Annotated in this window: 25 protein-coding genes and 4 pseudogenes; 13 read left to right on the forward strand and 16 right to left on the reverse strand. The window is 65.7% G+C overall.

Going from position 1 to position 26,653, the window contains the following annotated elements; translation table 11 throughout:
• Window positions 1-166: 166 nt before the first annotated feature.
• On the forward strand, window positions 167-1,390 hold the full coding sequence (locus tag M2351_RS25725; RefSeq protein WP_264659106.1) for an IS110 family RNA-guided transposase: 1,224 nt from the start codon (window positions 167-169) through the stop codon (window positions 1,388-1,390).
• A 248-nt stretch (window positions 1,391-1,638) separates the two neighbouring features.
• Here M2351_RS25725 and M2351_RS25730 read toward each other — a convergent pair.
• Window positions 1,639-2,214 (reverse strand): annotated as a pseudogene (locus tag M2351_RS25730) (IS256 family transposase); the annotation flags it as partial.
• Between the two features lie 96 nt (window positions 2,215-2,310).
• On the opposite strand from M2351_RS25730, the gene M2351_RS25735 reads away from it, so the two are divergent.
• Window positions 2,311-2,868, forward strand: a complete 558-nt coding sequence (locus M2351_RS25735) for a helix-turn-helix domain-containing protein (RefSeq protein ID WP_264658903.1) — start codon at window positions 2,311-2,313, stop codon at window positions 2,866-2,868.
• A 194-nt stretch (window positions 2,869-3,062) separates the two neighbouring features.
• Window positions 3,063-3,656, forward strand: a complete 594-nt coding sequence (locus M2351_RS25740; RefSeq protein WP_406567445.1) for a transposase — start codon at window positions 3,063-3,065, stop codon at window positions 3,654-3,656.
• Here M2351_RS25740 and M2351_RS25745 read toward each other — a convergent pair.
• Window positions 3,654-4,124, reverse strand: a pseudogene (locus M2351_RS25745) (transposase); the annotation flags it as partial. The gene M2351_RS25740 and the pseudogene M2351_RS25745 overlap by 3 nt on opposite strands.
• Before the next feature lie 59 nt (window positions 4,125-4,183).
• Here M2351_RS25745 and M2351_RS25750 point away from each other — a divergent pair.
• Window positions 4,184-4,789 (forward strand): annotated as a pseudogene (locus M2351_RS25750) (IS6 family transposase); the annotation flags it as partial.
• 428 nt (window positions 4,790-5,217) lie between these two features.
• On the opposite strand, the pseudogene M2351_RS25755 reads toward M2351_RS25750, so the two are convergent.
• The 8 genes and pseudogenes from M2351_RS25755 to M2351_RS25790 all read right to left on the reverse strand — a co-directional run.
• Window positions 5,218-5,427 (reverse strand): annotated as a pseudogene (locus M2351_RS25755) (transposase); the annotation flags it as partial.
• Between the two features lie 518 nt (window positions 5,428-5,945).
• The gene (locus M2351_RS25760; protein ID WP_264658905.1) at window positions 5,946-6,641 is read right to left on the reverse strand and encodes an IS6 family transposase; all 696 of its coding nucleotides are present in this window, start codon (window positions 6,639-6,641) and stop codon (window positions 5,946-5,948) included.
• 250 nt (window positions 6,642-6,891) lie between these two features.
• Window positions 6,892-7,863 (reverse strand): TauD/TfdA dioxygenase family protein, encoded by a 972-nt coding sequence (locus M2351_RS25765; RefSeq protein ID WP_264658906.1) that lies wholly within the window; start codon window positions 7,861-7,863, stop codon window positions 6,892-6,894.
• Window positions 7,864-7,924: 61 nt separating this feature from the next.
• A complete protein-coding gene (locus tag M2351_RS25770) occupies window positions 7,925-9,028 on the reverse strand; it encodes an ABC transporter substrate-binding protein (protein WP_264658907.1) in 1,104 nt (367 codons plus the stop codon).
• Window positions 9,029-9,074: 46 nt separating this feature from the next.
• A complete protein-coding gene (locus tag M2351_RS25775) occupies window positions 9,075-9,812 on the reverse strand; it encodes an ABC transporter ATP-binding protein (protein WP_264658908.1) in 738 nt (245 codons plus the stop codon).
• Entirely contained in the window at window positions 9,802-10,722 is a 921-nt protein-coding gene (locus M2351_RS25780; RefSeq protein WP_264658909.1) for an ABC transporter permease, read from the reverse strand. The genes M2351_RS25775 and M2351_RS25780 overlap by 11 nt, the downstream gene beginning before the upstream one ends.
• 461 nt (window positions 10,723-11,183) lie before the next feature.
• Window positions 11,184-11,477, reverse strand: coding sequence for a hypothetical protein (locus M2351_RS25785; protein WP_264658910.1), 294 nt, complete (start codon window positions 11,475-11,477; stop codon window positions 11,184-11,186).
• Between the two features lie 43 nt (window positions 11,478-11,520).
• Window positions 11,521-11,799, reverse strand: coding sequence for a hypothetical protein (locus tag M2351_RS25790; RefSeq protein ID WP_264658911.1), 279 nt, complete (start codon window positions 11,797-11,799; stop codon window positions 11,521-11,523).
• A gap of 62 nt (window positions 11,800-11,861) precedes the next feature.
• Here M2351_RS25790 and M2351_RS25795 point away from each other — a divergent pair, with 62 nt between their 5' ends.
• From M2351_RS25795 to M2351_RS25805, 3 genes are all read left to right on the forward strand, one after another.
• Window positions 11,862-12,860, forward strand: a complete 999-nt coding sequence (locus tag M2351_RS25795; RefSeq protein ID WP_264658912.1) for an IS701 family transposase — start codon at window positions 11,862-11,864, stop codon at window positions 12,858-12,860.
• Window positions 12,861-13,044: 184 nt separating this feature from the next.
• Complete coding sequence (locus M2351_RS25800) at window positions 13,045-13,383, forward strand: hypothetical protein (RefSeq protein WP_264658913.1); 339 nt, start codon at window positions 13,045-13,047, stop codon at window positions 13,381-13,383.
• Between the two features lie 56 nt (window positions 13,384-13,439).
• Window positions 13,440-13,709: a hypothetical protein gene (locus M2351_RS25805; RefSeq protein ID WP_264658914.1), complete on the forward strand. Its 270-nt coding sequence runs from the start codon at window positions 13,440-13,442 to the stop codon at window positions 13,707-13,709.
• A 168-nt stretch (window positions 13,710-13,877) separates the two neighbouring features.
• Here the strand turns inward: M2351_RS25805 and M2351_RS25810 are convergent, their stop codons facing one another.
• Window positions 13,878-15,227 (reverse strand): IS701 family transposase, encoded by a 1,350-nt coding sequence (locus tag M2351_RS25810; RefSeq protein ID WP_264658915.1) that lies wholly within the window; start codon window positions 15,225-15,227, stop codon window positions 13,878-13,880.
• 59 nt (window positions 15,228-15,286) lie between these two features.
• Between M2351_RS25810 and M2351_RS25815 the strand changes: the two genes are divergently transcribed.
• A complete protein-coding gene (locus M2351_RS25815) occupies window positions 15,287-15,571 on the forward strand; it encodes a hypothetical protein (protein WP_264658916.1) in 285 nt (94 codons plus the stop codon).
• Between the two features lie 31 nt (window positions 15,572-15,602).
• Here the strand turns inward: M2351_RS25815 and M2351_RS25820 are convergent, their stop codons facing one another.
• The 3 genes from M2351_RS25820 to M2351_RS25830 all read right to left on the reverse strand — a co-directional run bounded on the left by M2351_RS25820 (window position 15,603) and on the right by M2351_RS25830 (window position 18,238).
• Window positions 15,603-16,715: a LacI family DNA-binding transcriptional regulator gene (locus tag M2351_RS25820; protein WP_264658917.1), complete on the reverse strand. Its 1,113-nt coding sequence runs from the start codon at window positions 16,713-16,715 to the stop codon at window positions 15,603-15,605.
• A 79-nt stretch (window positions 16,716-16,794) separates the two neighbouring features.
• The gene (locus tag M2351_RS25825) at window positions 16,795-17,577 is read right to left on the reverse strand and encodes a 3-ketoacyl-ACP reductase (RefSeq protein ID WP_264658918.1); all 783 of its coding nucleotides are present in this window, start codon (window positions 17,575-17,577) and stop codon (window positions 16,795-16,797) included.
• A gap of 445 nt (window positions 17,578-18,022) precedes the next feature.
• Window positions 18,023-18,238, reverse strand: a complete 216-nt coding sequence (locus M2351_RS25830; RefSeq protein WP_264658919.1) for a hypothetical protein — start codon at window positions 18,236-18,238, stop codon at window positions 18,023-18,025.
• Window positions 18,239-18,346: 108 nt separating this feature from the next.
• Here M2351_RS25830 and M2351_RS25835 point away from each other — a divergent pair, with 108 nt between their 5' ends.
• From M2351_RS25835 to M2351_RS25855, 5 genes are all read left to right on the forward strand, one after another.
• Window positions 18,347-19,651 carry an MFS transporter gene (locus M2351_RS25835; RefSeq protein ID WP_264658920.1) on the forward strand — a complete coding sequence of 435 codons (1,305 nt, stop codon included), beginning with the start codon at window positions 18,347-18,349 and terminating at the stop codon, window positions 19,649-19,651.
• A 338-nt stretch (window positions 19,652-19,989) separates the two neighbouring features.
• Entirely contained in the window at window positions 19,990-20,772 is a 783-nt protein-coding gene (locus M2351_RS25840; RefSeq protein ID WP_264658921.1) for an enoyl-CoA hydratase/isomerase family protein, read from the forward strand.
• 33 nt (window positions 20,773-20,805) lie between these two features.
• Window positions 20,806-22,329, forward strand: a complete 1,524-nt coding sequence (locus tag M2351_RS25845) for an acyl CoA:acetate/3-ketoacid CoA transferase (RefSeq protein ID WP_264658922.1) — start codon at window positions 20,806-20,808, stop codon at window positions 22,327-22,329.
• Between the two features lie 97 nt (window positions 22,330-22,426).
• Window positions 22,427-23,593: a dihydrodipicolinate synthase family protein gene (locus tag M2351_RS25850; protein ID WP_264658923.1), complete on the forward strand. Its 1,167-nt coding sequence runs from the start codon at window positions 22,427-22,429 to the stop codon at window positions 23,591-23,593.
• Window positions 23,593-24,450 (forward strand): sugar phosphate isomerase/epimerase family protein, encoded by an 858-nt coding sequence (locus M2351_RS25855; RefSeq protein WP_264658924.1) that lies wholly within the window; start codon window positions 23,593-23,595, stop codon window positions 24,448-24,450. Before M2351_RS25850 ends, M2351_RS25855 begins: the two co-directional genes overlap by 1 nt.
• A 96-nt stretch (window positions 24,451-24,546) precedes the next feature.
• Here the strand turns inward: M2351_RS25855 and M2351_RS25860 are convergent, their stop codons facing one another.
• Window positions 24,547-25,767 carry a sugar diacid recognition domain-containing protein gene (locus M2351_RS25860; protein ID WP_264658925.1) on the reverse strand — a complete coding sequence of 407 codons (1,221 nt, stop codon included), beginning with the start codon at window positions 25,765-25,767 and terminating at the stop codon, window positions 24,547-24,549.
• Window positions 25,768-25,884: 117 nt separating this feature from the next.
• A complete protein-coding gene (locus M2351_RS25865; RefSeq protein ID WP_264658926.1) occupies window positions 25,885-26,628 on the reverse strand; it encodes a GntR family transcriptional regulator in 744 nt (247 codons plus the stop codon).
• Window positions 26,629-26,653 lie beyond the last annotated feature (25 nt).

Here is a 26,653-nt window from a genome sequence, read left to right on the forward strand (position 1 = left end):
CGTAAGGTGGGCAGGCCGATGTATACGATGAGCTGCGAGCTCGTGTTAGTAGCTGGCCGCCCCTGCGACCCACCCGGTTGCGCTGCGAGCGCGGATCCGTAGTTGTCGTGTTGCCCGCCGCTCCCGCCGTTCATGAGGGAGAGCCATCATGCGACGCATCGTCGGAATGGACATCCATCGCACCTTTGCCGAGGTCGTGTTCTGGGAGGACGGCCGGCTGCGACCGGCCGGCCGGGTCGACATGACCCGCTCGGGCCTGGAAGGCTTCGGCCGCCTGCTGACCACGGAGGACGAGGTCGTCGTCGAGGCGACCGGCAACAGCATGGCCGTCGTCCGCGTTCTCTCGCCCTTCGTGGCGCGCGTGATCATTGCCAACCCGCTGGAGGTCAAGGCGATCGCCCACGCCCACGTCAAGACCGACAAAATCGACGCCGGCGTGCTGGCGTCTTTGCGGGCGGCCGATTTCCTGCCCGAGGTCTGGCTGCCGGACGCCGAAACCGAACGGCGCCGCCGTCTGGTGACGCGGCGCAACCAAGTGGTCCGGCACCGCACCCGGATCAAGAACGAGGTCCACGCGATCCTGCACGCCCATCTGATCCCGCCATGCCCGCACGCTGATCTGTTCGGCCACCGGGGGCGGGCCTGGCTGGCGCGTCAACCACTTCCCGATGACGAACGGGCGGCCATTGAGCGCCACCTGCGCGAACTTGATCGCTTGGGCGAGGACTTGCAGGGGCTCGACCGTGAGATTGCCCAATCCGTCTGTGATGATCCTGCGGTCAGACGGCTTCTGACGATCTCCGGCGTCAACCTCACCGTCGCCGCCGGGCTGGTTGCCGCGATTGGTGATATCCATCGCTTCGACAGCCCGCAGAAGCTGGTGAGCTACGTCGGGCTCAATCCTCGGGTTCACCAGTCCGGGCTTGGGCTCGCCCAATATGGCCGCATCAGCAAGCGGGGACGCTCCCACGCCCGCGCCCTGCTGGTCGAGGCGGCCTGGGCGGCGTCCAAGGCGCCGGGACCGCTGCGGGCGTTCTTCCTGCGCATTCGCGCCCGCCGTGGCCACCAAGTCGCCGCCGTCGCCGTGGCTCGCAAGCTGGCGGTGCTCTGCTGGCATCTCTTGTCCAAGGGCACGGATTACCAGTGGGCACGGCCGGCTCTGGTCGCCCACAAGACCCGCGCGATGGAATTGCAGGCGGGAGCGCCGCTGAAGAAAGGCAATCGGCCTGGTGCGGCCCACGCCTACAACATCAAGGTCCTGCGCGATCATGAGATCGTCATGGCGCAACAGGCCCAGCAGGCTTACGAGGCGTTCGTCAGCCACTGGCAGCCACGCCGCCCTAAAGCGGCGTCGGCGCCAACGCAAGCCGCACCCGCGGGAGAGCCGTGACGGCGGACCGCCACCGATGCCACCGGCGAACTGAGTGCAAGATCAGCCCGCCTTCGGGACGAAGAAAGGGTCGCGCGGCACGGCTTGCCGTCAAGCCCTGCGCCGAAGGCGCACCGCTGCGCGGCTGCGGGGCTTGACCGCGGCACCGCGCCGCGCAGAGGGGCATTCATGTCCCGAATGCCGGGGAGCGAGCCGATGCTTGCGAGGGCCTGTACCACGGTCACGGGTGAAAAACGCTGTCGGCAGATCAAGTCACATCGGAACTTGTCAATCTCATCCGTCGTGTATAGAATACGCCGAACCTCGCGCGGGAAGGCGAAGAAGGGAATGACCTCCTGCCAGGCCCGGCGCCACGCCTTGCCGATGGCTGCGTATTTTTCACCCCAGGGTCCGTCCTCGAAAGCGGTCAGGGCGGCCTCGGCGGCTTTGTCGTCGACAGCGTCGTAGACCGTCTTTAAGGCGGCTGCGATGGCCCTGCGGTCCTTCCAAGACGCAAATTCCATGCTGTGGCGCAATAGATGAACGATGCAGGTTTGTACGATCGTCTCGGGATAGGCCGCCGCGATCGCCTCGGGAAACCCCTTCAGGCCGTCGACCACGGCCAGCAGGATGTCCTCCACGCCGCGGTTCTTCAGCTCGTTCAGGACGCGCAGCCAGAACTTGGCGCCTTCGTTCTGCTCGATCCACAGGCCCAGCACCTCCTTGGCGCCGTCGGCCCGTACGCCGATGGCCACATGGATGGCCTTGTTGCGGACCAGGCCTTCGTCCCGGATCTTGACCCGGATGGCATCCAGGAACACCAGCGGGTAGATTGCTTCTAGTGGGTCATTTGCCGCGGGCATAGCCATTCCTGGCGGCCGCTGCCCCGTCACATGCTGGATCGCGGGCTGTTGATCATGAAGTCGTGTTGGGAGGCTCTCATGTCCCGCCGTCAGATTGATCCGCTGCGTCCGCTCACGGCCGAAGAGCAGCATTGGCTGACGCGGATCAGCCGGTCCCATTCCGAGCCCGCGGCCCATGTCGCCCGGGCCAAGGCGGTGCTCGCCGTCGCCGCCGGCCAGTCGTACACCGCGGCGGCGCGCGGAGCCGGGCGCTGCTCCGGTGATGCCGTGGCCCACCTGGTCAGCCGCTTCAATCGCGAGGGGCTGGCGGCCGTGGAGCCGCGGCACGCGGGCGGGCCCCCTCCCGTCTACACCCGGCCCGAGCAGGCGCGCATCCTGAGCGAAGCCAAGCGGCCACCCAATCGGGTGCTGGACGGTACGGCCACGTGGTCGCTCACCACGTTGCAGCGGGCGCTGCGGCGCGCCCCGGACGGCTTGCCGCACGTGAGCACCTTCACGATCTGGCGGGTGCTGCACGATGCGGGGCTGAGCTGGCAACGCGACCGCAGCTGGTGCGCCACCGGCCGGGTCCTGCGCAAACGCAAGGCCGGCACGGTCGAGGTGACCGACCCCGACGCGGAACCCAAAAAAAGCTGATCGAGACCGCCTACACTCAGGGCGAGCGGCTCGGTCTGGCGGTGTGGGGCGAGGACGAAGCCGGCCCCTTCCAGACGATCCCCCATCCCGGGCAGCACTGGGGCCCGGCCGGGCACCCGGCGCGCTACCCGCACGAGCACGTGCGCAATGGCACGGCCAAGCTGCTGACGCTGTTCCATCCGGCCAGCGGAGCGGTGCGTGTTCAGGGCGTCACCTCCTGCCGCAATCCGGTCCTGCACGGATGGCTGAAAGCGGAATTGTGCGCCATCCTGGCGGCACGGCCCGCCCCACCGGAGCCGGTCAGCGTTGCGGCAAACCGGGCCTGCTGGGAGCGGTGGCAAGAGGGGCTGTCGCAGCCCATCACCCTGAGTGCCGCGTTGCCGCCCCTGCGCCTGCTCCTGGTCATGGACAATCTGACCGGCCACAAGACGCCAAGCTTCGTGTGCTGGCTGTTCGATCACGGCATCATGCCGCTGTACACGCCGCTGGGTGGTTCCTGGCTGAACATGACCGAGAGCGTGCAGCGCATTCTCAAGCGACGGGGGCTGGCCGGGCAACACCCGACGACACCGGACGCGATCATCGCCGCGCTCGAAGCCGCCGCGCAGGGCTGGAACGCAGCACCGACGCCCTTCGTTTGGGGCGGGCGACGGTCCGATCGCCGCCACCGTCGTCGCCAACGCCAGCATGCTCTGGGCGGTTCCGGCGCTTGCACCCGCCGGCCATTGCCCCGGCCGCGCCCGACCGTCCTCCAGCAATGGCGATCAGCAGGTCAAGTGACCCACTAGGGGCCGGTTCTGCCAGGTCGTCACCTCTTCGATCACCGCGTCCGTCACCGTGGAGATCAGGTCGGCCGAGACCTCGATGCCATAGAGCTCCCGCAGGTGCCCGGTGATCTCCCGCGTCGACATGCCCCGCGCGTACATCGAGATGATCTTCTCGTCGAAGCCGGGGAAACGCCGCTGGTACTTGCCGATCAGCGCTGGATCGAACGTCCCTGTCCGGTCGCGGGGAATGGCCAGATCAAGCTTTCCCCCATCGGTCAGCACCGTCTTGCGGCCATAGCCATTGCGGCGGTTGTCGCTCTCATCGCTGGCCAGATGATGATCCAGCTCCGCCTTCAGCGCCCGCTCCGTCAGTGCTTTCTTCAGCTGATCGAGCAAGCCGTTCTGCTCAAACGCCGTCTTGGCATCAGCTCCCGCCAGCAGCTGGTCAAGGATCGCGTCAGGGATAACAGGGTCTTTGCGTCGTGCCATAAGGGGGCTCCTTCCGTCTCACTATACCCCCGCCGAGCACGAAATTCCGGATAGTCCCTCCTTTGAGCCTACGCATGGTCGAGGAGATGCTGGCGCTGCGCGGCATCACAGTGAGCCATGAAACCGTGCGCCAGTGGGGTCTGAAGTTCGGACGCGCAATCGCCACCCGGATCCGACAACGACGTCTTGCCCGCGGCGACAAGTGGCACTTGGATGAAGTCGTCCTCAGCATCGCGGGCAAGAAGCATTATCTCTGGCGCGCGGTTGATCAGGACGGCTTCGTTCTCGACGTGCTCGTGCAAAGCCGGCGCGACAAGCGGGCGGCCAAGCGCTTGCTGCGCAAGCTGCTCAAGAAGCAGGGCCGGGCACCGCGGGTGCTGATCACGGACAAGCTGAAATCTTATGCCGCGGCCAAGAAGGACCTGAAGCTGCGCTGCGAGCACCGCCAGCACAAAGGCCTCAACAACCGCGCTGAGAACTCACACCAACCCACGCGACGGCGGGAGCGGCAAATGAAACGCTTCAAATCACCGCGCCAGGTCCAACGCTTCTTGTCGATTCACGATCCCATCAACAACCTCCTCCACCTCCACCGCGATCACCTTACAGCCTCCGAATACCGAGCCGCCCGGGTCCAAGCCTTTCAGGACTGGGCGGACGTTGCCGGCGCCCGCTTGGCCGCGTGATCGGGCAGCACCTCGGCGTCTGCACCATCACTCCGCTCCCGCTTGACAAACCACCATCAAGTTGACGGTGCCCCTCGGCGTCCTGCTTCAGCAAAGTCTCCAGCCGGTCCTTGTGGCTCTCCAACTGCGGCATCGGCTGGTGCTTGCGTGGGGTGTACCGGAACTCGGTGGCCCCACTGCGGATGATCTTGCGGATCGTGTTGCGGGACAGTTTCCGGTCGCGGGCGATCTCCTTGATGGCCTTCTTTTTGACGAAGTAGTCCGTGCGGACTTTTCCGATGGTTTCCACGACGAGCATCCTCGATCCGGCCCCGCAATCTGTTCGCTGCGGGCGCCATGCCAGACGGAGGGGGCGGGGTCAAAGTTCGAAGCTGCCTACCCCCGGAGAGGGGTCAATCTTGCTCGCTGAAACACAGCGCCGCCATCCACCACGGCCCCAAGTCGGGCGGAATGGCGCGCCACTTCGCTCCGTTCGTATGCCGCCAGAGGATCGCCATAACCGTGCGACGTAGATGCTGGGGAGGTGTCTTGCCGCGCGGGCGGCATACTTCGATCAGGGGATGCAGAACCTCCCAGTCCGCGTCCTTCAGAACCTCGTGTCCGTACTCAACTGCCATCCCGAAAAGATGGGCACAGACATCAAGCGCTAACAGGCCCTAAACAGAAGGGGGCCGGCTGGTCCGGAAACTCCTCCCGCGATCAGCCCTCCGGACGCCTTGGTTATTCCTGCGCGTGTCCTTTGGCTCGGCGGTCTCGGTCCCGAATTCCGGCGGCGCCGGCTTTGCGGATCAGGACTCTTCGCTTGACCGTGCTTGGCGTTGGAACGTTGCGGGGCCGTGTTCTGCGTTCGTGTCCGACGCGCGATGAGGTGGGTAAGCGGGCAGATCGCGCGCCGTCGGCCGCGTTCCCTGGTGCTCGTCGTACCGCGCCGCCTGGGGGGTCAAGGTGCCGCTGGCCGGGCTGTTGGGCAGCAAGGCGACAAAGGCGCGGCGCGCGGCCGACGGTTCATCACCATGCGCACCACGACATACAGCGCCAGTCCCGCAGACGCCGCGCCGCAGAATACGAACAAGCCGCGCGGGCATTGTCACACGAACTGAACTGACGCGCAGATCGCCCGAAGTCCCCGGCTGGCTCACGCCGTGGCGGTGGCGGCGTGCCACTCGGCCATCGCCTGCGCCCGGAAGGTGCGCAGGGTGCGACGAGAGATCAGATGGCGCTGAAGGTTGAAAGTGTTGTAGGTGGCGGAATGCAGGGAGACGAAGCGCTGGGCGGAGCCAGGTGATTTGAAGCGCTGCATCTTCCTTTCGCGTCGCCGGATCGGCTGGTGCGAGACCTCGGCCCGGTTGTTCTGCCGCCGGCCTTGCTCATGGCGGTCCGTCAAACCGATCTCCCGGAAGGCGGCCCCATAGGACCGAAGCTTATCGGTGGTGACCTGGGTGGGCGCGAAGCCGTGCTTCTTGAGCAGCTTGCGCATCAGCTTGAGGGCCGCAGCTTTGCCCCGTCGGCGCTGGACAAGCACCTCCAACACCTCCCCCTCATCATCGACCGCCCGCCACAGGGACATCAGCCGGCCGCCGATTTTTACGACCATCTCGTCCAGATGCCAGCGCGGGCTGGGCCTCGGCCGCTGGCGCCGCAGATTACCGGCGATCGCCGGCCCGAACTTCACGACCCAGCGGCGGACGGTCTCGTAGGACACGTTAACGCCGCGTTCGGCCAGCAGCTCCTCGACATCCCGGTAACTCAGCGTGAACCGCAGATACAGCCAGATCGCGTGCTGGATGACGGTGGGCGGAAACTGGTGGCGGGCATACGAGAGCGGCGACATTCAAGGACAATACCGTCATGACCGGTGGACCGCTACCCTTCCTGTGACAATGCCATCCCGGTTGCTCGCTCGTTGCCCCCACCGGCGCCGACGGTGGGTTGCCGCGCTGGTCGACAAGCCCTGCAATGTGGTCGAGCAACCGCGAACTGCCTCGGCCCGGTGGGCGCGCGGCACTCATGCGGTGACATCGGGAGTGGGAGTGTTGGTGGGTCGGGCGTGCCGGCGGATCAGGCACGCCCGAAATGACACCTTATGGGGGAGCATACGCGTCGATGGGGGCGCCCGTGATGGCGGTGGAAGGGCGGCCATCGACGCCCACCGGAACATCGCCGCGCAGGGTAATGCGGTAGAGTTGCCGGTCAAAATCCAGGCTGAAGATGTCACGCGGCGCCAGGTGAGCCGTCGTGCGGTTGTCCCAGAAGGCGATGCTGCCCGGCTGCCAGCGGAAGCGCACCGTGTATTCCGGCCGGGTCACATGCTCGAACAGCAGTTCCAGGAGCTGCTGGCTCTCACGCGGCTTCAGGCCGGTGATCCGCTTCAGGAAGGACGGGCTGACGAACAGCGCCCGCTCACCGTTTTCCGGAATGACGCGCACCAGCGGGTGCTCGCTGACCAGCGGCCGGTCGGCGTTCCGCTTGACGAAATTCTCGGTCGCGTCCTGGCCCTCCGGCGGCGTGAAGTAATGAACGCCGCGCAGGGTGTCGACGAAGCCGCGCAAGGTGTCCGACAGGCCATTGTAGGCCTCGACCAGATTGGTCCACTGCGTGTCGCCGCCGTAGGGAGGAATGTCGACGCCGCGCAGGATCGAGGCCGCCGGCGGGTTCACCGCCGCCGTTACGTCCGAGTGCCAACCGGTCCATGGACGGATCAGCAGCTCTCCTTTGTGCCGGTCGTCGAAGCGGTCGCGGGCCACCGAATAGACCTGCGGGTGCCCGTCGACGAAGCCGTAGACGGCGTGGCCTATGGTCGGCGCGCCGAAGGCGCTAGCGAACGCCACGTGCTGCTCATGGCTCAGCGGCTGGTCGCGGAAGAAGACGACCTTCCACGTCAGCAGCGCCGCCTTAATCTCGGCAACCACGGCGGGTTGGAGCGGCTGGCGCAGATCGACCCCGTCGATCTCGGCGCCGATGTGGCCGGTCAGCGGATGCACGCCGATGTGCTGCGGATGGGTGTCGGTGGACGCACGATGCCGGGACGCGGCGGTCACAATGGTAGCGGTCATGTCATTCCTCGTTTGCCGGGCACGGGCTGTGCCGGAGTTGGACGGGCGGGGTGGGGGCCGGTCACTGGGACGCGGGGGCGGGGGTCGGCTGGACCAGGGGACGCGGCGTCACGCCGTCGGCCTTGTTCTGCGCGATGACGACCTCGTTGAAGCGGTCGGTCAGGTAGGGCGCGACGGCGACGTCACGCTTGAGGGCACCGGTCACGCGCAGCCCGTCGGCGATCTCCTGGAAGACCGCGACCGCCCGCTGGTCGATCGGGTAGAAGGCGCCCTGGCCTTCCGACTCGTACAGGAACTTGCCCTGCTCGACGCTCAGACCCTGCTTCTCGACGTAGCTTGCCTTGATCCAGTCGTCCGGCTTGGCGCCCTGCCAGTTGTAGAGGGCGACCGCCCGGCGCAGGTAGTCGGCCACGGCGGCGGACTTGCCCGGATCGTCCAGCAGGCTCTTGCGGACCACCAGGGCGTTCAGGCCCCAGTTGTGGCCGCGCCCGTCGGCCAACACCGGCGGCTTGCCCAGTCGAAAGAGCTGCTGGCCCAGCACGATGGCCGCGTCGACCCCGCGGGAGGAAAAGGTCGGCGCGACCTCGGTGCCGGCCAGCTGCACCCCCTTCACCGACGTGCCGAGGTCGAGGCCGTGCTGGTGCAGAATGCCGGACAGGGCCATGTGGCGCCCGGTTCCCGGCGGATAGGCCACGGTCCGCCCGCGCAGGTCTTCGACTTTCGTGATCCCGCTGTTGGGCTGCGCGACCAGGAAGTAGTTGCCGGGGCTACCCGGGTTGGCGAAGAGCGCGACAGCGACGACGCTGTCGACACCGGAGCCCAGGGCAATGGGCAAGGGCGCCTCGCCGACATAGCCGATGTCGGCGCCCCCGGCGATCACGGCTTCCAGAACCGCCGGACCGCCGTTGAAGTTGGCGAAGGTGATGCGGTAGGGGGCCCCCTCCGAGGCGCCGGACCGCTTCCAGGCGATGGAGGCCTGGTCGTTCTGTTCGGCGACGACGAGGCTCGTGCCGGCGGGAACGGCGGCGGCGAGGCGGCTTGCGGCGTCGCCCGATTGGGCGAGCGCCGGCATGGCGGAGCCGCACAACGTCAGCAAGGCCGCACCGGCAAGGCCGGCCAGGGCACGCCGGGGCAGGGGGAGAGCAGGCGAGGAACGCTTGATCACGGCAATGTCCTTGATTGGGATGATCCGGCAAACCGCGGAATTCCGGTCAGGCCGCGTCGACGCCCAGTTCCGTCAGCAGGCGGCGGCGCAGGGCGCCGAACCGGGGATCGGAGAGGCCGCGCGGCGCGGCGAGATCGACGGGCGCGTTCAGCGAGATCCGTCCGTCGGTCAGGACGAGGATGCGGTCGGCCAGCAGGATGGCCTCGTCCACGTCATGGGTGACGAGCAGCACCGCCGGCCGATGCCGCTGATAAAGCGCCCGTAACAGCCCATGCATGCGGATGCGGGTCAGCGCGTCCAGCGCGCCGAACGGCTCGTCGAGCAGCAGCAGATGCGGATCGCGCACCATGGCGCGGGCGAGCGCGACCCGCTGGGCCTCGCCCCCGGACAGGGTCCGCGGCCATGCGTCGGCGCGGCTCTCCAGCCCGACTTCCGCCAGGGTGGTGAGGCCATGATCCTTGACCGCGCGAGTTTGCGGCAAGCCGAGGGTGACGTTGCGCAGCACCGACAACCACGGCATCAGGCGCGGTTCCTGGAAGACGATGGCGCGCCGGCGCGGCACCCAGACACGGCCCTCCACGTCGCCGTCCAGCGCCCCGAGCACCCGCAGGAAGGTGCTTTTCCCCGACCCGCTGCGCCCAAGCAGGGCGACGAACTCGCTGGGCCGCATGTCGAGGGAGAAGTCGTTGAGGACGACGCGATCGCCGTAGGCTTTGGTGACGTTTCGCGCCTCCACGGCAAGGCCGCGCAACACATGGGGTGACTGTGCCGGCTCATGCCGCATCGAACGCCCTCCGCCAGCCGAGGAGCCGGGCTTCCAGGAAGCGCACCAGGGCCAGCGACAGAAGCCCAAGCCCGGCATAGACGCCCAGAAGAACGAAGATGACGTCGATGCGGAAATACTCCCGGGCATCGCTCATCATCCGGCCCAATCCCGCCGGCGCGTTGACGGTTTCCGCGAAGATCAGGGCGAGCCACGCCGAGGTCAGCGCCAGGCGCAGCCCCACCAGAAAGCCCGGCAACGCCCCAGGAAGGATGATCGAGGTGATCAGCTCGCGCCGTCCCACGCCGAAGGTCCGGGCGGCCTCGACCAGCGACGCATCGACGTTCCGGATGGCGCTGTAGGTGTTGATGTAGATGGAGATCCAGACGGCGAGCGCGATCAGCGCCACCTTGGGCTCCTCGCCGATTCCGAACCAGGCGATGAGCACGGGCAGGAACGCGAACTTCGGCACCGCGTGCAGCACCTCCATGTTGGCGTCGATCAGGTTCTCGCCCCAGCGTGAGAGGCCGGCGGCCAGGGCGCAGACGGTCCCCAGCGCGGTGCCGATCGCCAGTCCTAGCAGGACCCGTGCCAGCGACGCTTGCAGATGCGCCTGCAACTCGCCTGACCCGAGAACACCGGCGGCTGTGTTCAGCACGGTCACGGGAGCCGGTGTGGTGCGCGGATCGAAAAGGCCTGTTATCGATAAGACCTGCCACAGCAGGACCAGGAGAACGGGGCCGGCAAGCCGTTGCAGCCAACGTGGCACTGCGGGGCGTTGCGCAGGAACGGCGCCGGTGGTCGTCGGGTCGACCAAGTCGAGGTCGACCACCCTGGTCGACGCCAGGACGGGTGCGATTGCCGTCCCGTCCGAAGCGGGCTGGGCCTGAACGGGCGTCGTACGGAGCCGGGAGGTGGACAAGGGTGTCATGTCGCCATCCCTTCAGCAATCACCCGACCGGCGCTGGTCGATGGGCTGAGCATCGTCAGGACCTCCCGTTATTAACAGAACAAAAACGCTCTTTCGGCTGCGTTCAGTCAGCTTTGGACGGAAAGCTACGGTGCTTTCACCTTATTGTCTATATGTATGGTGGGTAAAAAGCGGATGCGAGGTTAAACCGATCATAATAACATAGCTTTAGCGTTGTTCTTAACCGCAATGCGGCCGTTCGCGATCTCACCGCGACTGCGAGCGCTAGCCGACGGGCGATTCCGTGGGGAACCGTCAAGTTTGGGCTGGCCGGAGCGCCAGGGTGACGTTATAGGGCGGGCATGACGACGCATCCCGATCCGATGTATGCCGGCTTTCGGTTCCCTGCAGAGGTGATCAGCTATGCCGACGTGTTGCAGGGAGGCGAGACGGGCAGGAGGTCGCAGCATTGCCGTTGCTGATCAGGCGACGCGGACGGCGTTCGGGCGTCCCAGGTCGAGCATGCGGTTCAGAACCTCGACGGCGATGGCAACCTCGGTAGCCTGCGCCACATCGGTGTGGGCGCCCAGCGCCTGACCGATGAGGCCTTTCCAGCGCGCCCTTTGGCTCTCCACGGCGGCCCTTTTGTTGTACCCGCTGCTCCGCGGCCAGGCTAACCGGCCCTTCTCGACGATGGTCTGGATGTGGCGGTCACGTTGCGTGGGCGCGGTTTCGGCGGTGTCGCTGAGCACGGAATCCAGAGGGCATCGCGACATTTGTTCGCTCGGCTTTGCGCGATCTGGGACGGCATTCCTTCCCTCATGCCCGGATCCAGAAGGCCGGTTCATCGGCGATGAAGGCGAGAGCGTCCTCAAGGTCGAACACCGCCCCGAAGGGTCCAGCCGGTCCCCAGGCCTCGCGCCGCCACCACAGAACTTCGACGCGGTTGGTCTCGCCCAGTGGCCGCAAGCGGGCAACTGGCGCGCCGGTGCGGGCGCTGAACAGTGAGTAGCCGCGGTTGATCCGGCGGACGGTGAGACCGCCGCGCGGCCAGGGATAGGCGGCAATCCGCTCCAGGACGGGGTCGGTCGTGGGCATCGCGATCACGCGTGCGCAAGTCTGTTGGGTGGTCAAACATCCGGCGCCGCCAGAGGTGTACCATGGTACGCCCCATTGTCCTCCCCAAAAGCTTCGTCGCGTGGCTCTGGCCGTACCTGGAGGCCTTCTCCGGACGCACCCGCGCCACGGTGGCGGCACTCGCCGTCGGCGCCGTGCTGGCGGTCGGCCCGCGCACGGTCGCCAATGCGCTGCGCGCCCTCGGTCTGGCCGATGAGCCGGGGTTCGCGACGTTTCACCGCGTGCTCAACCGCAACGCCTGGTCGGGGTTGGTGCTGGCCCGCACGCTGCTGCACGCCCTGGTCGGCGCCTTCGTTCCGGACGGACCGGTCGTCATCGGCGTCGATCACACTCTGGAGCGCCGGCGCGGCCCGTGCATCCGCCCGGCCAGCCAGTATTACGACGCGGTGCGGTCGTCCAAGAAGAGACGGGTCACCAGCCACGGCCTGCGCTGGCTGACCGCCATGCTGCTGGTCGAGGTGCCGTTCGCCGGCCGCATCTGGGGCCTGCCGGTGCTCACCGCGCTGACCCCCAGCCGCTCCTGGTGCCAGGAGCACGGACGACATTACCGGTCGGTCAACGACTGGGCACGCGCCGTCCTGCGGCGCCTGCACCGCTGGCTGCCGGAGCGGCTGGTGGTCGCCGTTATGGACGGCGGGTTCGCCGCTCTGGATTTGCTCGACGCGCTGAGCCCATCCATCATTGTCGTCACGCGCTTGCGCTTGGATGCCGCCCTGTTCGATCCCCCGCCGGCCGAGCAACACTATGGCCGCCCGGCGGTCAAGGGAGCCCGGCAGCCGAGCCTGCGCGCTCGGCTGAGCGACCCGGAGACGGTCTGGCGGCGCGCCGTCCAGGCCAGCCGCACCCAGTGGCGCACCGGTGGCTGGATCGAGTACGCCAGCGGCACGGCGCTGTGGTATCATGCGGGTAAGCCGGTCGTGCCGATCCTGTGGGTGCTGGTCCGCTATCCCGACGGCCGGCGCGAGCCGGAGGCCTTCCTGTGCACCGACCCAACGGTGCCCCCGCGCACGGTGCTGGAGTGACGACTCCGCTTCCTGGAGGGAGCGGCTTCTCGGGCAAGCCTTGCGCCACCGCGCGTGCTTTGCGCCCGAAGGCTCCGTCCGAGCCCCAGTGCACTCTGCGCTCCGGTGGCTCGTCCCTCAACGCCGATAAGGAGGCAGCGCGTCTCCGGTCGGCGCAAGCCGGCCATTCCTGCACTGAAGGCTGTTGGAAACCACTTACGAAGAAAGTCGCGCCCACATCGGGATCGCGACGCAGCGCCAGTGGACCGATCCGGCGATTTTCCGCACGACGCCGCTGCTGTTCGGGCTGTATTCGCTGATCACGTTGTACGTGCACCAACATGCCGACCGGCTGGCGCTGTCGCCGCGGCGCGCCCTGTGGTACCCCAAGCCGGCGCCGACCTTCGCCGATGCGTTGGCCCGCCTGCGCCGGCACCTGTGGTTCGAACAGGTTTTCGCCATCTCGTCCGAAACCACCGAGATGACGAAAACCGCCCCTCCGCTCCTGCGCCGCCTCATCGAATCCGTCTGCTACGCTCCATGAGCCACGTCAATCCCGCACTCCGCTTGGCCTGATGACCACCGTCCCAGAACGGACGGATGTCCCACGATGCGCAAAGCCGAGCGAACAAATGTCGCGATGTCCTCATCCAGATGATCGCCGAGACCGGACGGATGGCTTGGCAACGGGCCAGCGGCTACAACAAGAGGGCTGGCGTGGAGAGCCAAGTGGCGCGCTGGAAGGGCGTCCTCGGCGAGGCGCTGCGCTTCCATTCCGATCAAGCGCAGGCCACCGAAGTCGCCATTGGCGTCATGGTCCTCAACCGCATGCTCGATCTCGGACGCCCGAACTCCGTCCGCGTCGCTTGATCACCAACGGAGCTGGGGCGTCTCTTGCACGGCTCGCCTCGCTGCAACACGCCGCCCGCCGATCAAACCGGCGCGGTTCACCTTCCTCCCCCAGGGGCGCGACGGTTTCGCCTCACAAGGCTCGCGAAATACACTTTCAAAGTGCCTTCTCAGCTGGTCTTTGCACGTTTAGGGCGGTCGGCAGGCGACGAGGATGAGGCGGTCCAGAAGCTTGGCCTGGATTTCGGCGTTGTCGGGGTTCTGCCGTGACGTTGCGAAAGTCGGCGCCGTCCACATCTCGCGGCGAACCAGGGCGAGCGCATCACGGACGGTGGGCTCGGCCTTGCGATACCAGCGGACGCTATCCGGCCGGAGCCCGCGGTCGGCGGCGAGGCGGTCCGCCCACAGCGTGACGAGCGAGAACAGGCCGAGCAGCACCGGCGTGGTGCGCAGGATCGCCCGGTCGGACCATTGCCGCTGCGTCTCGACGCCGAGGTGGCGGCGGACTTCGGACAGCGTCACCTCGACGCGCCACCTTTGGACGAACCAGCCGAGGATCGCCACCGGGTCGGCGGCGGGATCGGTGCTGAGAAACGCCTGCGGCGGTTTCTCGCCTCCGCCGTCACGCACCAGCACCCAGCGGATCGCCACCGGACGGCCGGGGTGGTGCCAGAGCGCCGTGCCCGAGGCGAGGTCCAGTCGCCGCTCGCTCTGGCCGTACCAGCCGCGCAGCGTCACCCGCTGCCACGCGGTCGCCGGATCGGCCAGCCGCTCGTTCAGCGTGGGCAGCCGCGCTCCCTTCACCCGCGGTCGCCCCATGGTCCGCGCGGTGCGCGCCGGGGCCGGCTCGTACAGCCCGGCATCCAGGCGCAAGCGGGTGATCACGGTGAGGTGTGCGGCGACGGCGCGCAACAGCTCAATGGCCGAAAAGCGGCGGTCGGCCACCGCGATTACGGTCCGGTCGGGCAGCCAGCGCGCGGTCTGCAACAACGCCTGCCGCGCCTGGTCGGTCAGCGGCTTGTGCCGCCGGCCCTGGCTCTGCGCGGCGCGTTCGGAGGGCGCCAGCACGCTGAGGAAGGGCAGAGCCCAGACAGCGCCGGCCCAGGGCACGGGGGCGAGCCGCATGACGCACAGCCAGCGCAGGCCGCTGACCGTGACGAACTGGCCGTGGCTGGAACGCACCGGGTCGCGATCGATGCCCCGCATCGCGATCCGTTTGCCCCAGCGGCGCTCGATGGTGTCGTCGAGGGCGATGACCACCGGCCCGTGCGGGACGAAGGCGTTGACGAGAAGGTGCCGCAGCACGCGCGCGACGAGCCGAGCCGACCAGCGGGCGGTGCTCAGCACGCGGTGATCGACGGCGAAGCCGCTGGCCTGCTCCAGGCCCATGACGCGCAGCGCACCCGTGACGGTGCGCCGGCCGGGACACAGCACGGCCCCGGCGACCAGCACCTGGACGTGTTGCCAGTTCGCGGCGGAAAAGCCGCCGATGAAGGGCCAAAGCCACTGGACCAAAGGGCGCGGCACCGTGCTGACCATGGGGGCGTTCCGGCCTGTTGAGGGCACGAGGGCAACCCGGGCCGGTGGAGGAGATCACGATGGCGGGCAAACCCGACGCGCTGCGCGAGCGCATCGCGGCCTTCGCCTTTCCGCGTGGCGGGGTCGAGGTGGTGCGCGCCAACCGTGGCTCTACGCTCGACAGCCACCGCACCGGCGAGCCGGTCGCTCGGCTGCGCCCGACCGGACGCGACGACACGGTTCAGGTGCTCTGGTGGCGCAGCGATGCCTGGGCTACTCCCGGCGACTTCGGGCGGGTCATCATGCCGCTCGACGAGGCGCTCGACTTCATCGCCACCGAGGGCTTCTTCTGGATCAACGCCTGACCTTAAACGCTCAAAACGTGCAAAGACCAGCTCAGGTTCGCTTCCTTTTCGGGGGGGCCGGTGGTGGAGCGGTGCTGGCGCGTATGACGAGACCGGTATCCAGAATGATTCGTTCCGCCGGACGATCGGGGTCAGCGATACGCCTCATCAATTGGTTCGTGGCCGTGGTGCCGATGTCGAGATAAGGGATGGCGATCGTGGTCAGCGCAGGACGCCAAAGCGCCGTCTCCGCGATGTTGTCGCATCCGATCACGCTGAAGTCGCGTCCGGGCTCCCGGTCGATGTAGCGAAGGCCGAGCATAACGCCGATCGCCAGAACGTCGTTGAAGCACATGGCCGCGGTCGGCGGGTTCGGACGGCCGAGCAGGCGCAGGACGGTGTTCATTCCGTCGTCGCGCGTGGCCGGGCAAGCGATCACCAAGTCCGGGTCGGGCGTGAGCCCGGCCGCGTTCAGCGCGGCGCGCCAGCCGGCCTCGCGCTCGCGGCCGGTCGACGTGTCGGGATTGGCCCCTATGAAGGCGATGCGCCGGTGACCGAGCCCGATCAGATGTTCAACGGCATGGCGCACGCCGCGATCGTTGTCGGCGCCGACGTAGTCGGCTTCGACGCCTGGGACATAGCGCGAAAACTGGATCAGCGGCAGGCGCCATTTGAGCACGCGCTGCAGGGAATCGGCCGTGCTATCGCGGCTGGGGCAGAGGAGTATGCCTTCGACATTGTGTTCGCGCAGCGTGTCGAGAAAGCGATCCTGCAGCGCTGCGTCTTCGCGGGAGTTGTTGAGAAAAGGAATACGGTCGAGCGGGCGCAACGCCGTTTCGATGGCGGCGACTTTCTCGGCAAAGTAGGGGTTGGTGATGTCGGGCACCACGATCCCGACGGTGTGTGACAGTTCGGTGCGCAGGCTGGCCGCGCCGCGGTTGTAAACGTACCCGAGCCGCGCCATTGAGGCACGCACACGTTCGCTGGTGGCCTCGGGTATCTGCGTGCTGTTGCGCAGCACCAGCGAGACGGTGGCGCGTGACACCTTGGCGTCCTGAGCAATATCGACCAGCGTTACACGGCGCCCGGAGGGCGCGCGGTGGGCCACGGTGTCCGGCATCTCCTCGTTCTCCGGAATGTTGTCACGGCGGTGCTGGTCGTTCATTGGGGCGTCGTTCCTCGGTATCCGGCCATGGTCCTGAGCATTCGACAGGATGCCATGGCCGAACCCGTGGCGGCCACGATCAAAGTTTCGGAATGTGCAGCCCGCCGTCGACATGGAAGGCATCGCCGGTCGAGAACGGCAAAGCGCCGCTGGCCAGGGTGGCCACGGTCCGTCCGACGTCCTCCGGCTCGCCCCAGCGAGCGATCGGGGTCAGGCCGTCGCCAATCAAGCGGTCGTAGCGTTCCTGTGCAACGGCTGTCATCGCGGTGCGGATGACGCCCGGGCGAACCTCGTGCACGGCGATTCCATGGCCCGCGAGGCGCAGGGCATAGAGCTTGGTCATCATCGACAGGCTGATTTTGGAAACGCAGTACTCCCCGCGATCGGGCGAGGCTGCGAAGGCGTTGGCCGAGGTGACGTTGACAATGGAACGAGGACTACGTCCACCTTCGGCGTCCAGCATGCGTCGTGCCACCGCCTGGGTCAGAAAGTACGGGCCACGCAGATTGATCCGGATCAGCCGATCAAAGCTTTCGGGGGTCGCATCCAGCAGGTCACCGCGTTGGGCGACCGAAACACCGGCGTTGTTGACCAAGCATTCCAGGCCGTCAAAGGCAGACCATGCCTTCTCGACCAGGGCGGTATGACCACTCAGGTCGGAGATATCGCCAGCAACAAAGGTGCTGCGTGCGCCGGCGGCTTCCAATTGCGCCAGCGTGGCATCGACATCAGAGTCGTGTTCGAGGTCGTTCAGCACCACGTCAAAGCCATGCCCGGCGAGCGCCACGGCAATGGCGCGGCCGATGCCACGGCGTCCGCCGGTCACCAGCGCGGCGGGGCGGGAGCAAAGGGGAGAAGTCATTGTACGCCTCCTTGTGTGGTCAGCGGGCGCCAGACCATGATCATGCGTCGAATTTGGTGGAAGGCCGTGGTTCTGTCTGGGACGGCTGTGGCGGTGCGCTCCACCGCCGCGTCACCTGAGAAGCGCTTGGCGACGGAACGGTGCTCGGGAGGGCGCGCACCGGCGTCCAGGCGGTGCCGTGAACGTTGATAATGGCTCGGCGATGTTGATCAAAGGCGGCTCCTTCAAAGGAATTCGTTGACCGGGTCCGCAATCGCCGTTGACACCGGTTTGTGGGGCTGATAAGACCCTACCCGCACCGCCCTTTCTGATCAAGCGTTTTCTAGATCGATCTAGTAAAGTCGCGAGAGACGTGAGACGAGGCCAGCAGTACAGCTTTCTAGATCGTTATAGCGATCAGTGGCCAAATCCCCGCTGCGCAGGCAGGAGGACACCGAATTGAGCATCACGAAACACGCTGGCGGAGCCGGAAGGCCGGTGCGCGCAGGCCAAGCAATTGCTTGGCTCGCAACGCGGCGGGTGCCTGGCTGTGGAGTCCGTCAACGCTGACCTCGAGGCGCGTCGTGAGCGCGCCACGGCGTTCATCCCACCCAAACATGGGGAACTGCAGCAACCGCACCGCTGAGCGGAGCGTCCCGCGATCGGTGTCGTCGATCATCATTCCAGTCTGCACTCACCTCCACCATCAAAGGCATAGCTGACCACCTCCTCAACTGGCAGGGCGTCCTTACGCATGCCTTGTGCAGCGCTTACACTCTAGGGGGAAACCATGAAGCGCAAAATCGGTACACGATGGATGATCCTGGCATTCATCGTATTGGGAACGGTCATCAACTATATTGACCGCAATGCGTTGGGCGTGTTGGCGCCTCAGCTCAAGACCGAATTGAACTTCACCACTGAGCAATATTCCTATGTGGTTGGGGCATTTCAATTCTGCTATGCCCTGATGCAGCCACTCGCCGGCTATGTGACGGACCTGATCGGCCTTAAAGCCGGATACGCTTTCTTCGCATTGGTGTGGGGCATTGCGGCTGCCCTGCACGGGTTTGCCGGTAATTGGCAAGCGATGGCGTTTTTTCGCGGCCTTTTGGGGATCAGTGAAGCGGCGGCCCTGCCGTCCGGGGTCAAAACGGCGTCCCTTTGGTTTCCGTCCCACGAGCGAGCGATCGCCACCGGTTGGGTCACCACCGGCACATCCATCGGAGCGATGATCGCTCCTCCCTTGGTCATTTGGCTGTCTTTGACCTGGGGTTGGAAAGCCGCTTTCGTCGTGACGGGCTTGTTGGGCGTCATCCTCTCCTTCATTTGGCTGCGATGGTACAACAATCCGGAACACCATCCCCGTCTGGGCGCTGAGGAGCGGGCTTATATTCTGGATGGTCAAGCGCCTGAGCAAAAACGCGAGAAGCCGTCGGTGAAGCGGGTGATCGCTAAGCGCAAATTTTGGGGAATTGCGGCGGCTCGCTTCCTCACGGAGCCGGCGTGGCAAACCTTCAGCTTCTGGATCCCCTTGTACATGATCAATTCAAAGGGAATGGACATCAAGCAATTTGCATTGTTTGCTTGGCTTCCGTTTCTTCTCGCTGATGTTGGGTCGATCCTAAGCGGCTACATGGCGGCCTTCTTCAATGGCAAGTTCAAAATGACGCGCGTGAATTCACGAATCGCGGGTGTCGGTGTCGGTGCGATATGCATGATCGGACCAGGGCTGATCGGGCTGTTCTCCAGCCCCATCATGGCTATCATCCTCTTCTCGATCGGTGGATTTGCCCATCAGATGATCTCCAGCCTTCTGTACGCCCTCACGACGGACACGTTCGAGAAGCGCGATGTTGCGACCGCAACTGGTTCCGCGGGGATGGTCGGATGGCTGGGCGGGATGTGTTTCTCGCTGGTCATTGGTCAATTGGCCAGTGTGATCGGTTACGAGCCGCTGTTTGTGTGCTTGTCGCTCTTCGACATGACCGCTTTCATTGTGATCCTCGTCGTCCTGGGGGAGCGAAAGCAGAGCCGGACCGTTAGATTGCATACGGCAACTGGGGCCGTTGAAGAGAGTTTCGATCGGCCTTGACCGCCGTTTGCCACGCTGATAGCGTCTTCCTCCGATGTGCTTTTGTTGACCGCGATACTAGATCGATCAACTATACGAGCAGAGGCAGTACGCCACCTTAGGCGCACGCCTTCTCTAGATCGATCTAGCAAGGTCCCCAAGGGTGCCGCCTGCGGAGGGGGACGCTTTATGAAAATTCGCCGTATCGCCCACACGCAGCTTGCCAGGCATGGTGCGCGCACCGGGACTGTCGAAGTCGACACGCTCCATGCCCACAAGCTGTGACTGCATCCCGAAGAAGAGCCTTCTGACGTCTGCGTTCGGTCAAATAAGACCGCTTGTTAAGGAATACTGAGACGATGGACGAACATGTGCTGTTCGAACGGCTTCCAAGAAATGAGGTTGAGTGGGCGCTGATCACCCTCAATCGGCCTGACAAAGGCAATGCTCTGACGATGCCAATGTTGGAGCGGATCGACGAAATCCTCCGCCACGTGGCAGCCGATAGAAACATTCGCGCCGTCGTGCTCCGTGCCAAAGGCCGCTTCTTCTGCACCGGCGGCGATATTGAGGCCTGGGGGCGCCTAAACCCTCATGATATGGGGCGTGACTGGATCCTGCGTGGAATCGACGTTTTTGAGCGCCTGGCGGCAATGCCGCAGCCAGTGATCGCTGGGCTGTCGGGGCACACACTTGGAGGGGGGCTGGAGCTGGCGATGGCGGCCGACCTGCGCGTGGCCGTGAAGAACGCCAAACTCGGTTCCCCGGAAGTAACGCTTGGCATGATCCCCGGATGGCAGGGAACCAGCAAGTTGGCCGAACTCATAGGTCCCTCCAGAGCGCGGCACATGCTGCTGCTCGGGTCACCCATCACCGCGGACGTGGCATACGAGTGGGGCCTGGTGACGGCGGTCGTCGAGAATGAGGAAAGCCTGGACCAGCAGGTCACGGACTGGATCGACCGGTTGACCTCCAACGGACCTTCCGCCCTGGCGCTCGTCAAAGGCCTGCTCGGAACGATGCACCAGGACCTCCGGCACCATCATGCGAGCGCTGTCGCGCAGGCGGCCGGCACCGATGATTGCAAGGAAGGCGTGAACGCTTTCATCGAAAAGCGAAAGCCGGTTTTTCGCAATCGCTGATACGCCGCTTCTCGACATCAAAGGACCCTAACCATGAGCAAGTTTGTCAGCGCTGCGGAAGCGGCGATGCTGGTCAAGGATGGCGACACTGTGGCCATCTCGGGGAACGGCGCCGGTATGGTTTCCGGCGAAGCGATCTTTGCGGCCATCGAAGAGCGCTTCCTGACCACGGGGCACCCGCGGGATTTGACCCTCGTTCATTCCCTGGGCATTGGCGACCGCGGCGAACTTGGCACAAACCGCTTCGCCCATGAGGGAATGATCCGCAGGGTGATCGCAGCGCACTTCACCTGGTCTCGGCGGATGCAGGAGTTGATCCGAGAGGAGAAGGTCGAGGCCTACTGCTTTCCCGGTGGTGTGATCCAACATCTTCTCCGCGAGATCGGAGCCGGGCGCCCCGGCCTGTTTACCCACTCAGGCTTGAACACCTTCGTCGATCCCCGGCAGGACGGCGGGCGATGCAACTCCCGCAGCAAAGACGAGCTGGTCAATTTGTTGATCGTCGATGGTAAGGAAGTCTTGCACTACAGGCCTTTCAAAGTCGACGTTGCGATCGTTCGCGGCACATATGCCGACGCGCGTGGCAACATCAGTCCTGAGGAAGAGGCCGTTGACCTGGATATTCACACCGTGGCGCTGGCGGCCCATAACAGCGGCGGTGTTGTCCTGGCCCAGGTCCGCCAGTTGGTTGAAGCTGGAGGATTGCATCCGCGGAGCGTCCGAATACCCGGGATCATGGTGGATGCCATTGTCCAGGATCCCGATCAAACTCTCTTTTACGGTCGTGGGTACGACACGACCGTCAGCGGCGCACGACGCGCGCTTCTCGTCAACGATCGGCCTGAAATCCCGGAGAAGCTGGAAAGGCGGATCATCGCGCGCCGCGCCGCACTCGAACTCAAGGCCGGAGCGTCTCTCAATTTCGGCTTTGGCATGCCCGGCGGCATCTTCGGGGTCATCGCCGAGGAAGGCTCCCGCGACCGCTTGTGGATGAGCGTCGAACAGGGCGTGCACAACGGCTCCATGCTCGATGATGCGTTGTTCGGGGCGGCACGCAACATGGACGCCATTCTGCCGTCGATCGAGCAGTTCGACTATTACAGCGGCGGAGGGATCGACATCGCGTTCTTGGGAATGGGCGAGATCGATGCCGAAGGCAATGTCAACGTGTCCCATCTCGGCGGCAACCTGATCGGGCCAGGCGGGTTCATCGAGATCGCGCAGAACGCCAAAAAGGTCGTCTTCTGCGGTGCATTTGATGCCCAGGGAAGTCGGCTCGACTTCACGGATGGAACGTTGCGGGTCCTCCAGCCCGGGCGCGTTCGAAAATTCGTCGAACGCGTTGAGCGGGTCACCTTCAGCGCGGAGTTCGCACGCCAGCACGGGCAGGAGGTCCTCTACATCACCGAGCGCGCGGTGTTCAAGCTGACGACCCGTGGGTTGCAGCTTATGGAGGTTGCCCCCGGCATTGACGTGGAGCGGGACGTCCTGGCCGGCATGCCGTTCCGTCCAATTGTGGAAAACGTCGCAACAATGCCCATGCAGTCGTTCAAGTGATGGCAGCAGAGGCATCACTGCAGGGACCGGATCGTCCCATCGAGTATGACGGCAGCATCGAAGAATGCGAGCGCATGCCAACTGAAGGATCTGTGCAATGAACATTTCCATTCGCCTGCCGAATTCTGATCGTTCTATTGAGACCTACACCGTACAACAGTCGGATGGATTCCCGCAGCGGGCGCACGCTCCGTTCAATCGTGTGGCTTTTGCCGCCGCTCACATGGTGGTCGACCCATTGGCGGACAGCGATCCGTGGCTGGCTCCGGCCATCGACTGGGATCGGACCATGGCCTTCCGTGAGCACCTTTGGGATCTCGGCTTCGGCGTTGCGGAAGCGATGGACACCGCGCAGCGCGGCATGGGCATGAGCTGGCCGGACTCGTTGGACCTGATCCGTCGCACGGTGGCCGCCGCCAAAGCGCGTGGCGGCGCGCTGGTGTTCAGCGGCGCTGGCACCGATCACCTCGCGCCCGAAGAGGCCCGCAGCGTCGACGACGTCATCCGCGCCTATGAAGAACAGGTCGGCGCGGTCGAGGCGTTGGGCGGGCGGATCATCCTGATGGCGTCCCGAGCGCTCGCTCGCGTGGCCCGTTCCCCGGAGGACTACATCCGCGTCTACAGCCACATCCTGGCGCAGGTTCATCAGCCGGTGATTCTGCATTGGCTCGGCGATATGTTTGATCCGGCGCTCGTCGGGTATTGGGGCAGCGCCAACACGGATGAGGCCATGAATGTGGTGGTTGGCCTCATCAACGATTGCGCGGCCAAAATCGACGGCATCAAGATCTCGCTGCTCGACAAGAACAAGGAAATTGCGCTGCGCAGCCGTCTGCCGGTGGGCGTGCGCATGTATACGGGCGATGACTTCAACTACGCGGAGATGATTGCCGGTGACGCACAGGGCTATTCCCATGCGCTTCTCGGCATCTTCGACGCCATCGCTCCGGCCGCCTCGGCGGCGTTGAGCGCGCTTGCGGACGGCAACGAGGCCCGGTTCCACGCCATTCTGGAGCCAACCGTTCCGCTGTCGCGCCACATCTTCAAGGCGCCGACCCGCTTCTACAAAACGGGTGTTGTCTTCATGGCCTACCTGAACGGTCATCAGGATCACTTCACCATGGTTGCCGGGCAAGAGAGCGCCCGGTCGACCCTGCATCTAGCCGACCTCTTCCGGCTTGCGGATCGGGCAGGCCTGCTCGCGGACCCCGCGCGCGCTGTCAAACGCATGCAGGCCGTGCTCGCGGTGCGGGGGATCGACTGATGCACCAGAACATTGAGACCCGACTGTCGATCAACACCGCGACGGTGCGCAAACAGGGTGACCTTGTCCAGATCATGGAGGCTTGTGCCCGACACGGCATCCGCGCGGTCGCTCCGTGGCGCGATCAAGTCGCCGCGGTGGGGTTGGAGCGGGCGGTACGGGCGGTGCGGGAGAACGACCTCGCCCTGTCCGGCTACTGCCGCGGCGGCATGTTCCCTGCCAACCCCGACCGCCGTGCGGAGGTGCGCGACGACAACCGTCGTGCGGTGGACGAGGCGGCGGCGCTGGGCGCGCCCTGCCTCGTGCTGGTGGTCGGCGGGCTGCCGCAATTTTCCCGGCCCGGTTCTGCACCGACGAAGAACCTGATGCAGGCGCAGACGCAAGTGGAGGATGGACTATCCGAGCTGCTGGAGTATGCCCGTGATGCCAATCTGCCGCTGGCTATCGAGCCGCTCCACCCGATGTATGCGGCTGACCGTTCTTGCGTGAATACGATGCGTCACGCGCTTGATCTCTGTGACCGCCTGGATTCCGGGCGCACGGGGCTGCTTGGGGTGGCGGTGGATGTCTACCACGTGTGGTGGGACCCGGAGTTGGAGACGCAGATCCAACGCGCGGGCAAGAAGCGGCTGCTGGCCTTTCATGTGTGCGATTGGCTGGTGCCAACCATCGACCTGTTGCAGGACCGCGGCATGATGGGTGACGGCGTCATCGACATCCCCAAGATCCGGGGCTGGGTTGAAGCCGAAGCCGGCATCGGTCACATCGAAGTCGAAATCTTTTCCGAGCACTGGTGGGCCCGGCCCATGGACGAGGTGCTCGATACGTGCCTCTCGCGTTGCCGCTCCGCCGTCTGACATTAGGCTGTCTGACGATACGCCGGCACCGTCCAGTGTGGCGAACCACACCGCGGTGGTGCCGGTATAGGTGGCGGCCCGGCCCAACATCATCCGTCATGTCCGGGCCGCGTTCCGGTTCCCCTGCGCCGCGATTGCGATTCCGCCGCCCTGCGTCGGCTTGCCCTTTCCCGCCGGGATCATCTGCAGACCGAGGTACAGGCGCACGCAATCCTCGGTGTTGGCAAGGTCGAGGCCGCTGATCTCCTGGATGCGCTGCATGCGGTAGTCGAGCGTGTTGCGATGGATGTTCAGCGCCTTCGCTGTAGCCGTCATCTGCATGCCGCTGTCGAACCAGGTGAACAGGGTGCGGACCAGCTGGCCATGGCGGTCGTGCCGCATCACGGGGGTAAGCGGCGCCATCAGTTCCTCCGCCTGCCAGCCCTGGCGCAGGCCGTCCAGAAGGACGGGCAGCACCATGTCCGCGTAGACGTGGGCGCGGGCGTCCGGGTGGAGCGTCTTGCCGATGGCCAGGGTCGCGCGGGCGACCTGATAGGAGCGCGCCAGCCCACCCCCGTTCGGAAAATACTGGCCGAGCGCCAAGCGGACGTCGAGCGCGCTGCCTTCGCGCATGCGCGCCAGCAGGCTTTCCGCCCGTTGCCGCTGTGCGGAGAGGTCCCATTGCCCCTTGCCGTTCAGCGCCGGTTTCAGGACCACCAACTCGTTGAGCGACACCGTCGCGATCAGGTTCTCCCGCGCCGTCGTGCTGAGCAGATGATGCAGACGCTGCAACTCGACCAGCACCTCATCGACGTCCATCGTCCCGCTATCGACCTCGACGACCGCGGCGACGCGCGGCAGTGTGATGTCGATGCCGAGCCGCTTCGCCCAGTCGGCAAGGGCCGGAGGCGGTACCGTGTCGCGGATCAGGCTGAGCACCAGCTCTTCGCGCAGGCGGGCGTCGTGGGCGAGCAGACTGAGCAGGTGCGCCTGCTCCAGCATCGTCTCTGCCGCCATCCGCACCAGCTCGGCGTGCTGGCGGATCTCGTCCGGGTTGCCGGTCAGGCCGACGCAACCGACGATCCGGCCCTCCGACCGCAGCGGCAGGTTCATCCCGGTTCGCGCCCCGTCGAGCTTGCCCGCCAAGCCGGCGTCGATTTCCACCGAGCCCTGCTTCGACAGGACCAGCAACGCCCCCTGGTGGATCTGGCCGACGCGCGACCGGTCACCGCTCGCGACGATCACGCCGTTGCTGTCCATCACGTTGACGTTGCAGTCGATGATATCCATCGTCCGGTCGACGATGGCCTGTGCCAGCGAGCGTTCGATCTGAAGCATCCGTGACTTTCCTGTCCTCAGGCGAACGAAGAACAACTCGGCCGTCGAATGGTAATCCACGGGCGGGGTGGGCGGTAGCGCCCTTGCGGGATGGAAGGATGGCGCCGCGCTCCCGCATCACGGCCAGCCACACCGCAGGGCCAAGTGGTTGTCCTCCCCGTCGAAACAGTCCGGGTTGCGGCTGATGGCTTCCTGCACGCCGGACTTGATGCCGCCGAAATGCCCGGCCAGGGCTCGCACCGCCTTGTCCGGGTCGCATGCGGCGATGGCCCCGACGATGGCCTCGTGGCCGGCCAGGAATGTCTTGGTCTTCTTGTGCTCCGACCTGGCCAGACGAAGGCAGCGGTCGATCTGCATCCTGGTTTTCTGCACCACCGGCCAGAAGGCGGGATAGCCGGAGACCTGGGTGATCAGGGCATGGAAGTCCTCGTCGGCCCGGAAGAAGGCGTCATCGTCGCCGTCCTGGATCGCTTCGCGCTGGAGTTCAAGGCTGAGGCGCAACCGGGCGATGTCCGCGGATGTGGCGCGCTCGGCCGCGGTGCGTACGGCCTTCTGCTCCAGCACCTTGCGCGCCTCGAAGGCGGTCGGCAGCGTGTTCAGTGGGATGCGGGCGACGACGGTGCCGCGCGCAACCACCGATGTGATCAGCCCATCGGTTTCCAGCTTCCACATCGCCTCGCGGACCGGCATAAGGCTGACACCGTAGGCTTTGGCGATCCGCTTCGGCGTCAGGGTGTCGCCGGGCCGGCGCTTCAGAGAGATGATTTCGCCGCGCAGCTCGCTGTAGATCGCCGCGGCTTTGGTGCGGCAGTACCCCTCGAACATGGCTCCCGGTGACGGCATGGGCGGCAGCGTGGGCATGGGTCACCTCCTGTGATTGATCGTT

Source organism: Azospirillum canadense, assembly GCF_025961225.1.
Classification (GTDB): domain Bacteria; phylum Pseudomonadota; class Alphaproteobacteria; order Azospirillales; family Azospirillaceae; genus Azospirillum; species Azospirillum canadense.

What these genes read in the sequence shown, in the direction of transcription:
- M2351_RS25725 (WP_264659106.1), top strand. Translation starts at nt 167, where the DNA reads ATGGACATCCATCGCACCTTTGCCGAGGTCGTGTTCTGGGAGGACGGC.
- M2351_RS25735 (WP_264658903.1), top strand. Translation starts at nt 2,311, where the DNA reads ATGTCCCGCCGTCAGATTGATCCGCTGCGTCCGCTCACGGCCGAAGAG.
- M2351_RS25760 (WP_264658905.1), bottom strand. Translation starts at nt 6,641, where the DNA reads ATGTCGCCGCTCTCGTATGCCCGCCACCAGTTTCCGCCCACCGTCATC.
- M2351_RS25765 (WP_264658906.1), bottom strand. Translation starts at nt 7,863, where the DNA reads ATGACCGCTACCATTGTGACCGCCGCGTCCCGGCATCGTGCGTCCACC.
- M2351_RS25775 (WP_264658908.1), bottom strand. Translation starts at nt 9,812, where the DNA reads ATGCGGCATGAGCCGGCACAGTCACCCCATGTGTTGCGCGGCCTTGCC.
- M2351_RS25780 (WP_264658909.1), bottom strand. Translation starts at nt 10,722, where the DNA reads ATGACACCCTTGTCCACCTCCCGGCTCCGTACGACGCCCGTTCAGGCC.
- M2351_RS25785 (WP_264658910.1), bottom strand. Translation starts at nt 11,477, where the DNA reads ATGTCGCGATGCCCTCTGGATTCCGTGCTCAGCGACACCGCCGAAACC.
- M2351_RS25790 (WP_264658911.1), bottom strand. Translation starts at nt 11,799, where the DNA reads ATGCCCACGACCGACCCCGTCCTGGAGCGGATTGCCGCCTATCCCTGG.
- M2351_RS25795 (WP_264658912.1), top strand. Translation starts at nt 11,862, where the DNA reads ATGGTACGCCCCATTGTCCTCCCCAAAAGCTTCGTCGCGTGGCTCTGG.
- M2351_RS25805 (WP_264658914.1), top strand. Translation starts at nt 13,440, where the DNA reads ATGTCCCACGATGCGCAAAGCCGAGCGAACAAATGTCGCGATGTCCTC.
- M2351_RS25810 (WP_264658915.1), bottom strand. Translation starts at nt 15,227, where the DNA reads ATGGTCAGCACGGTGCCGCGCCCTTTGGTCCAGTGGCTTTGGCCCTTC.
- M2351_RS25815 (WP_264658916.1), top strand. Translation starts at nt 15,287, where the DNA reads ATGGCGGGCAAACCCGACGCGCTGCGCGAGCGCATCGCGGCCTTCGCC.
- M2351_RS25820 (WP_264658917.1), bottom strand. Translation starts at nt 16,715, where the DNA reads ATGAACGACCAGCACCGCCGTGACAACATTCCGGAGAACGAGGAGATG.
- M2351_RS25825 (WP_264658918.1), bottom strand. Translation starts at nt 17,577, where the DNA reads ATGACTTCTCCCCTTTGCTCCCGCCCCGCCGCGCTGGTGACCGGCGGA.
- M2351_RS25830 (WP_264658919.1), bottom strand. Translation starts at nt 18,238, where the DNA reads ATGATGATCGACGACACCGATCGCGGGACGCTCCGCTCAGCGGTGCGG.
- M2351_RS25835 (WP_264658920.1), top strand. Translation starts at nt 18,347, where the DNA reads ATGAAGCGCAAAATCGGTACACGATGGATGATCCTGGCATTCATCGTA.
- M2351_RS25840 (WP_264658921.1), top strand. Translation starts at nt 19,990, where the DNA reads ATGGACGAACATGTGCTGTTCGAACGGCTTCCAAGAAATGAGGTTGAG.
- M2351_RS25845 (WP_264658922.1), top strand. Translation starts at nt 20,806, where the DNA reads ATGAGCAAGTTTGTCAGCGCTGCGGAAGCGGCGATGCTGGTCAAGGAT.
- M2351_RS25850 (WP_264658923.1), top strand. Translation starts at nt 22,427, where the DNA reads ATGAACATTTCCATTCGCCTGCCGAATTCTGATCGTTCTATTGAGACC.
- M2351_RS25855 (WP_264658924.1), top strand. Translation starts at nt 23,593, where the DNA reads ATGCACCAGAACATTGAGACCCGACTGTCGATCAACACCGCGACGGTG.
- M2351_RS25860 (WP_264658925.1), bottom strand. Translation starts at nt 25,767, where the DNA reads ATGCTTCAGATCGAACGCTCGCTGGCACAGGCCATCGTCGACCGGACG.
- M2351_RS25865 (WP_264658926.1), bottom strand. Translation starts at nt 26,628, where the DNA reads ATGCCCACGCTGCCGCCCATGCCGTCACCGGGAGCCATGTTCGAGGGG.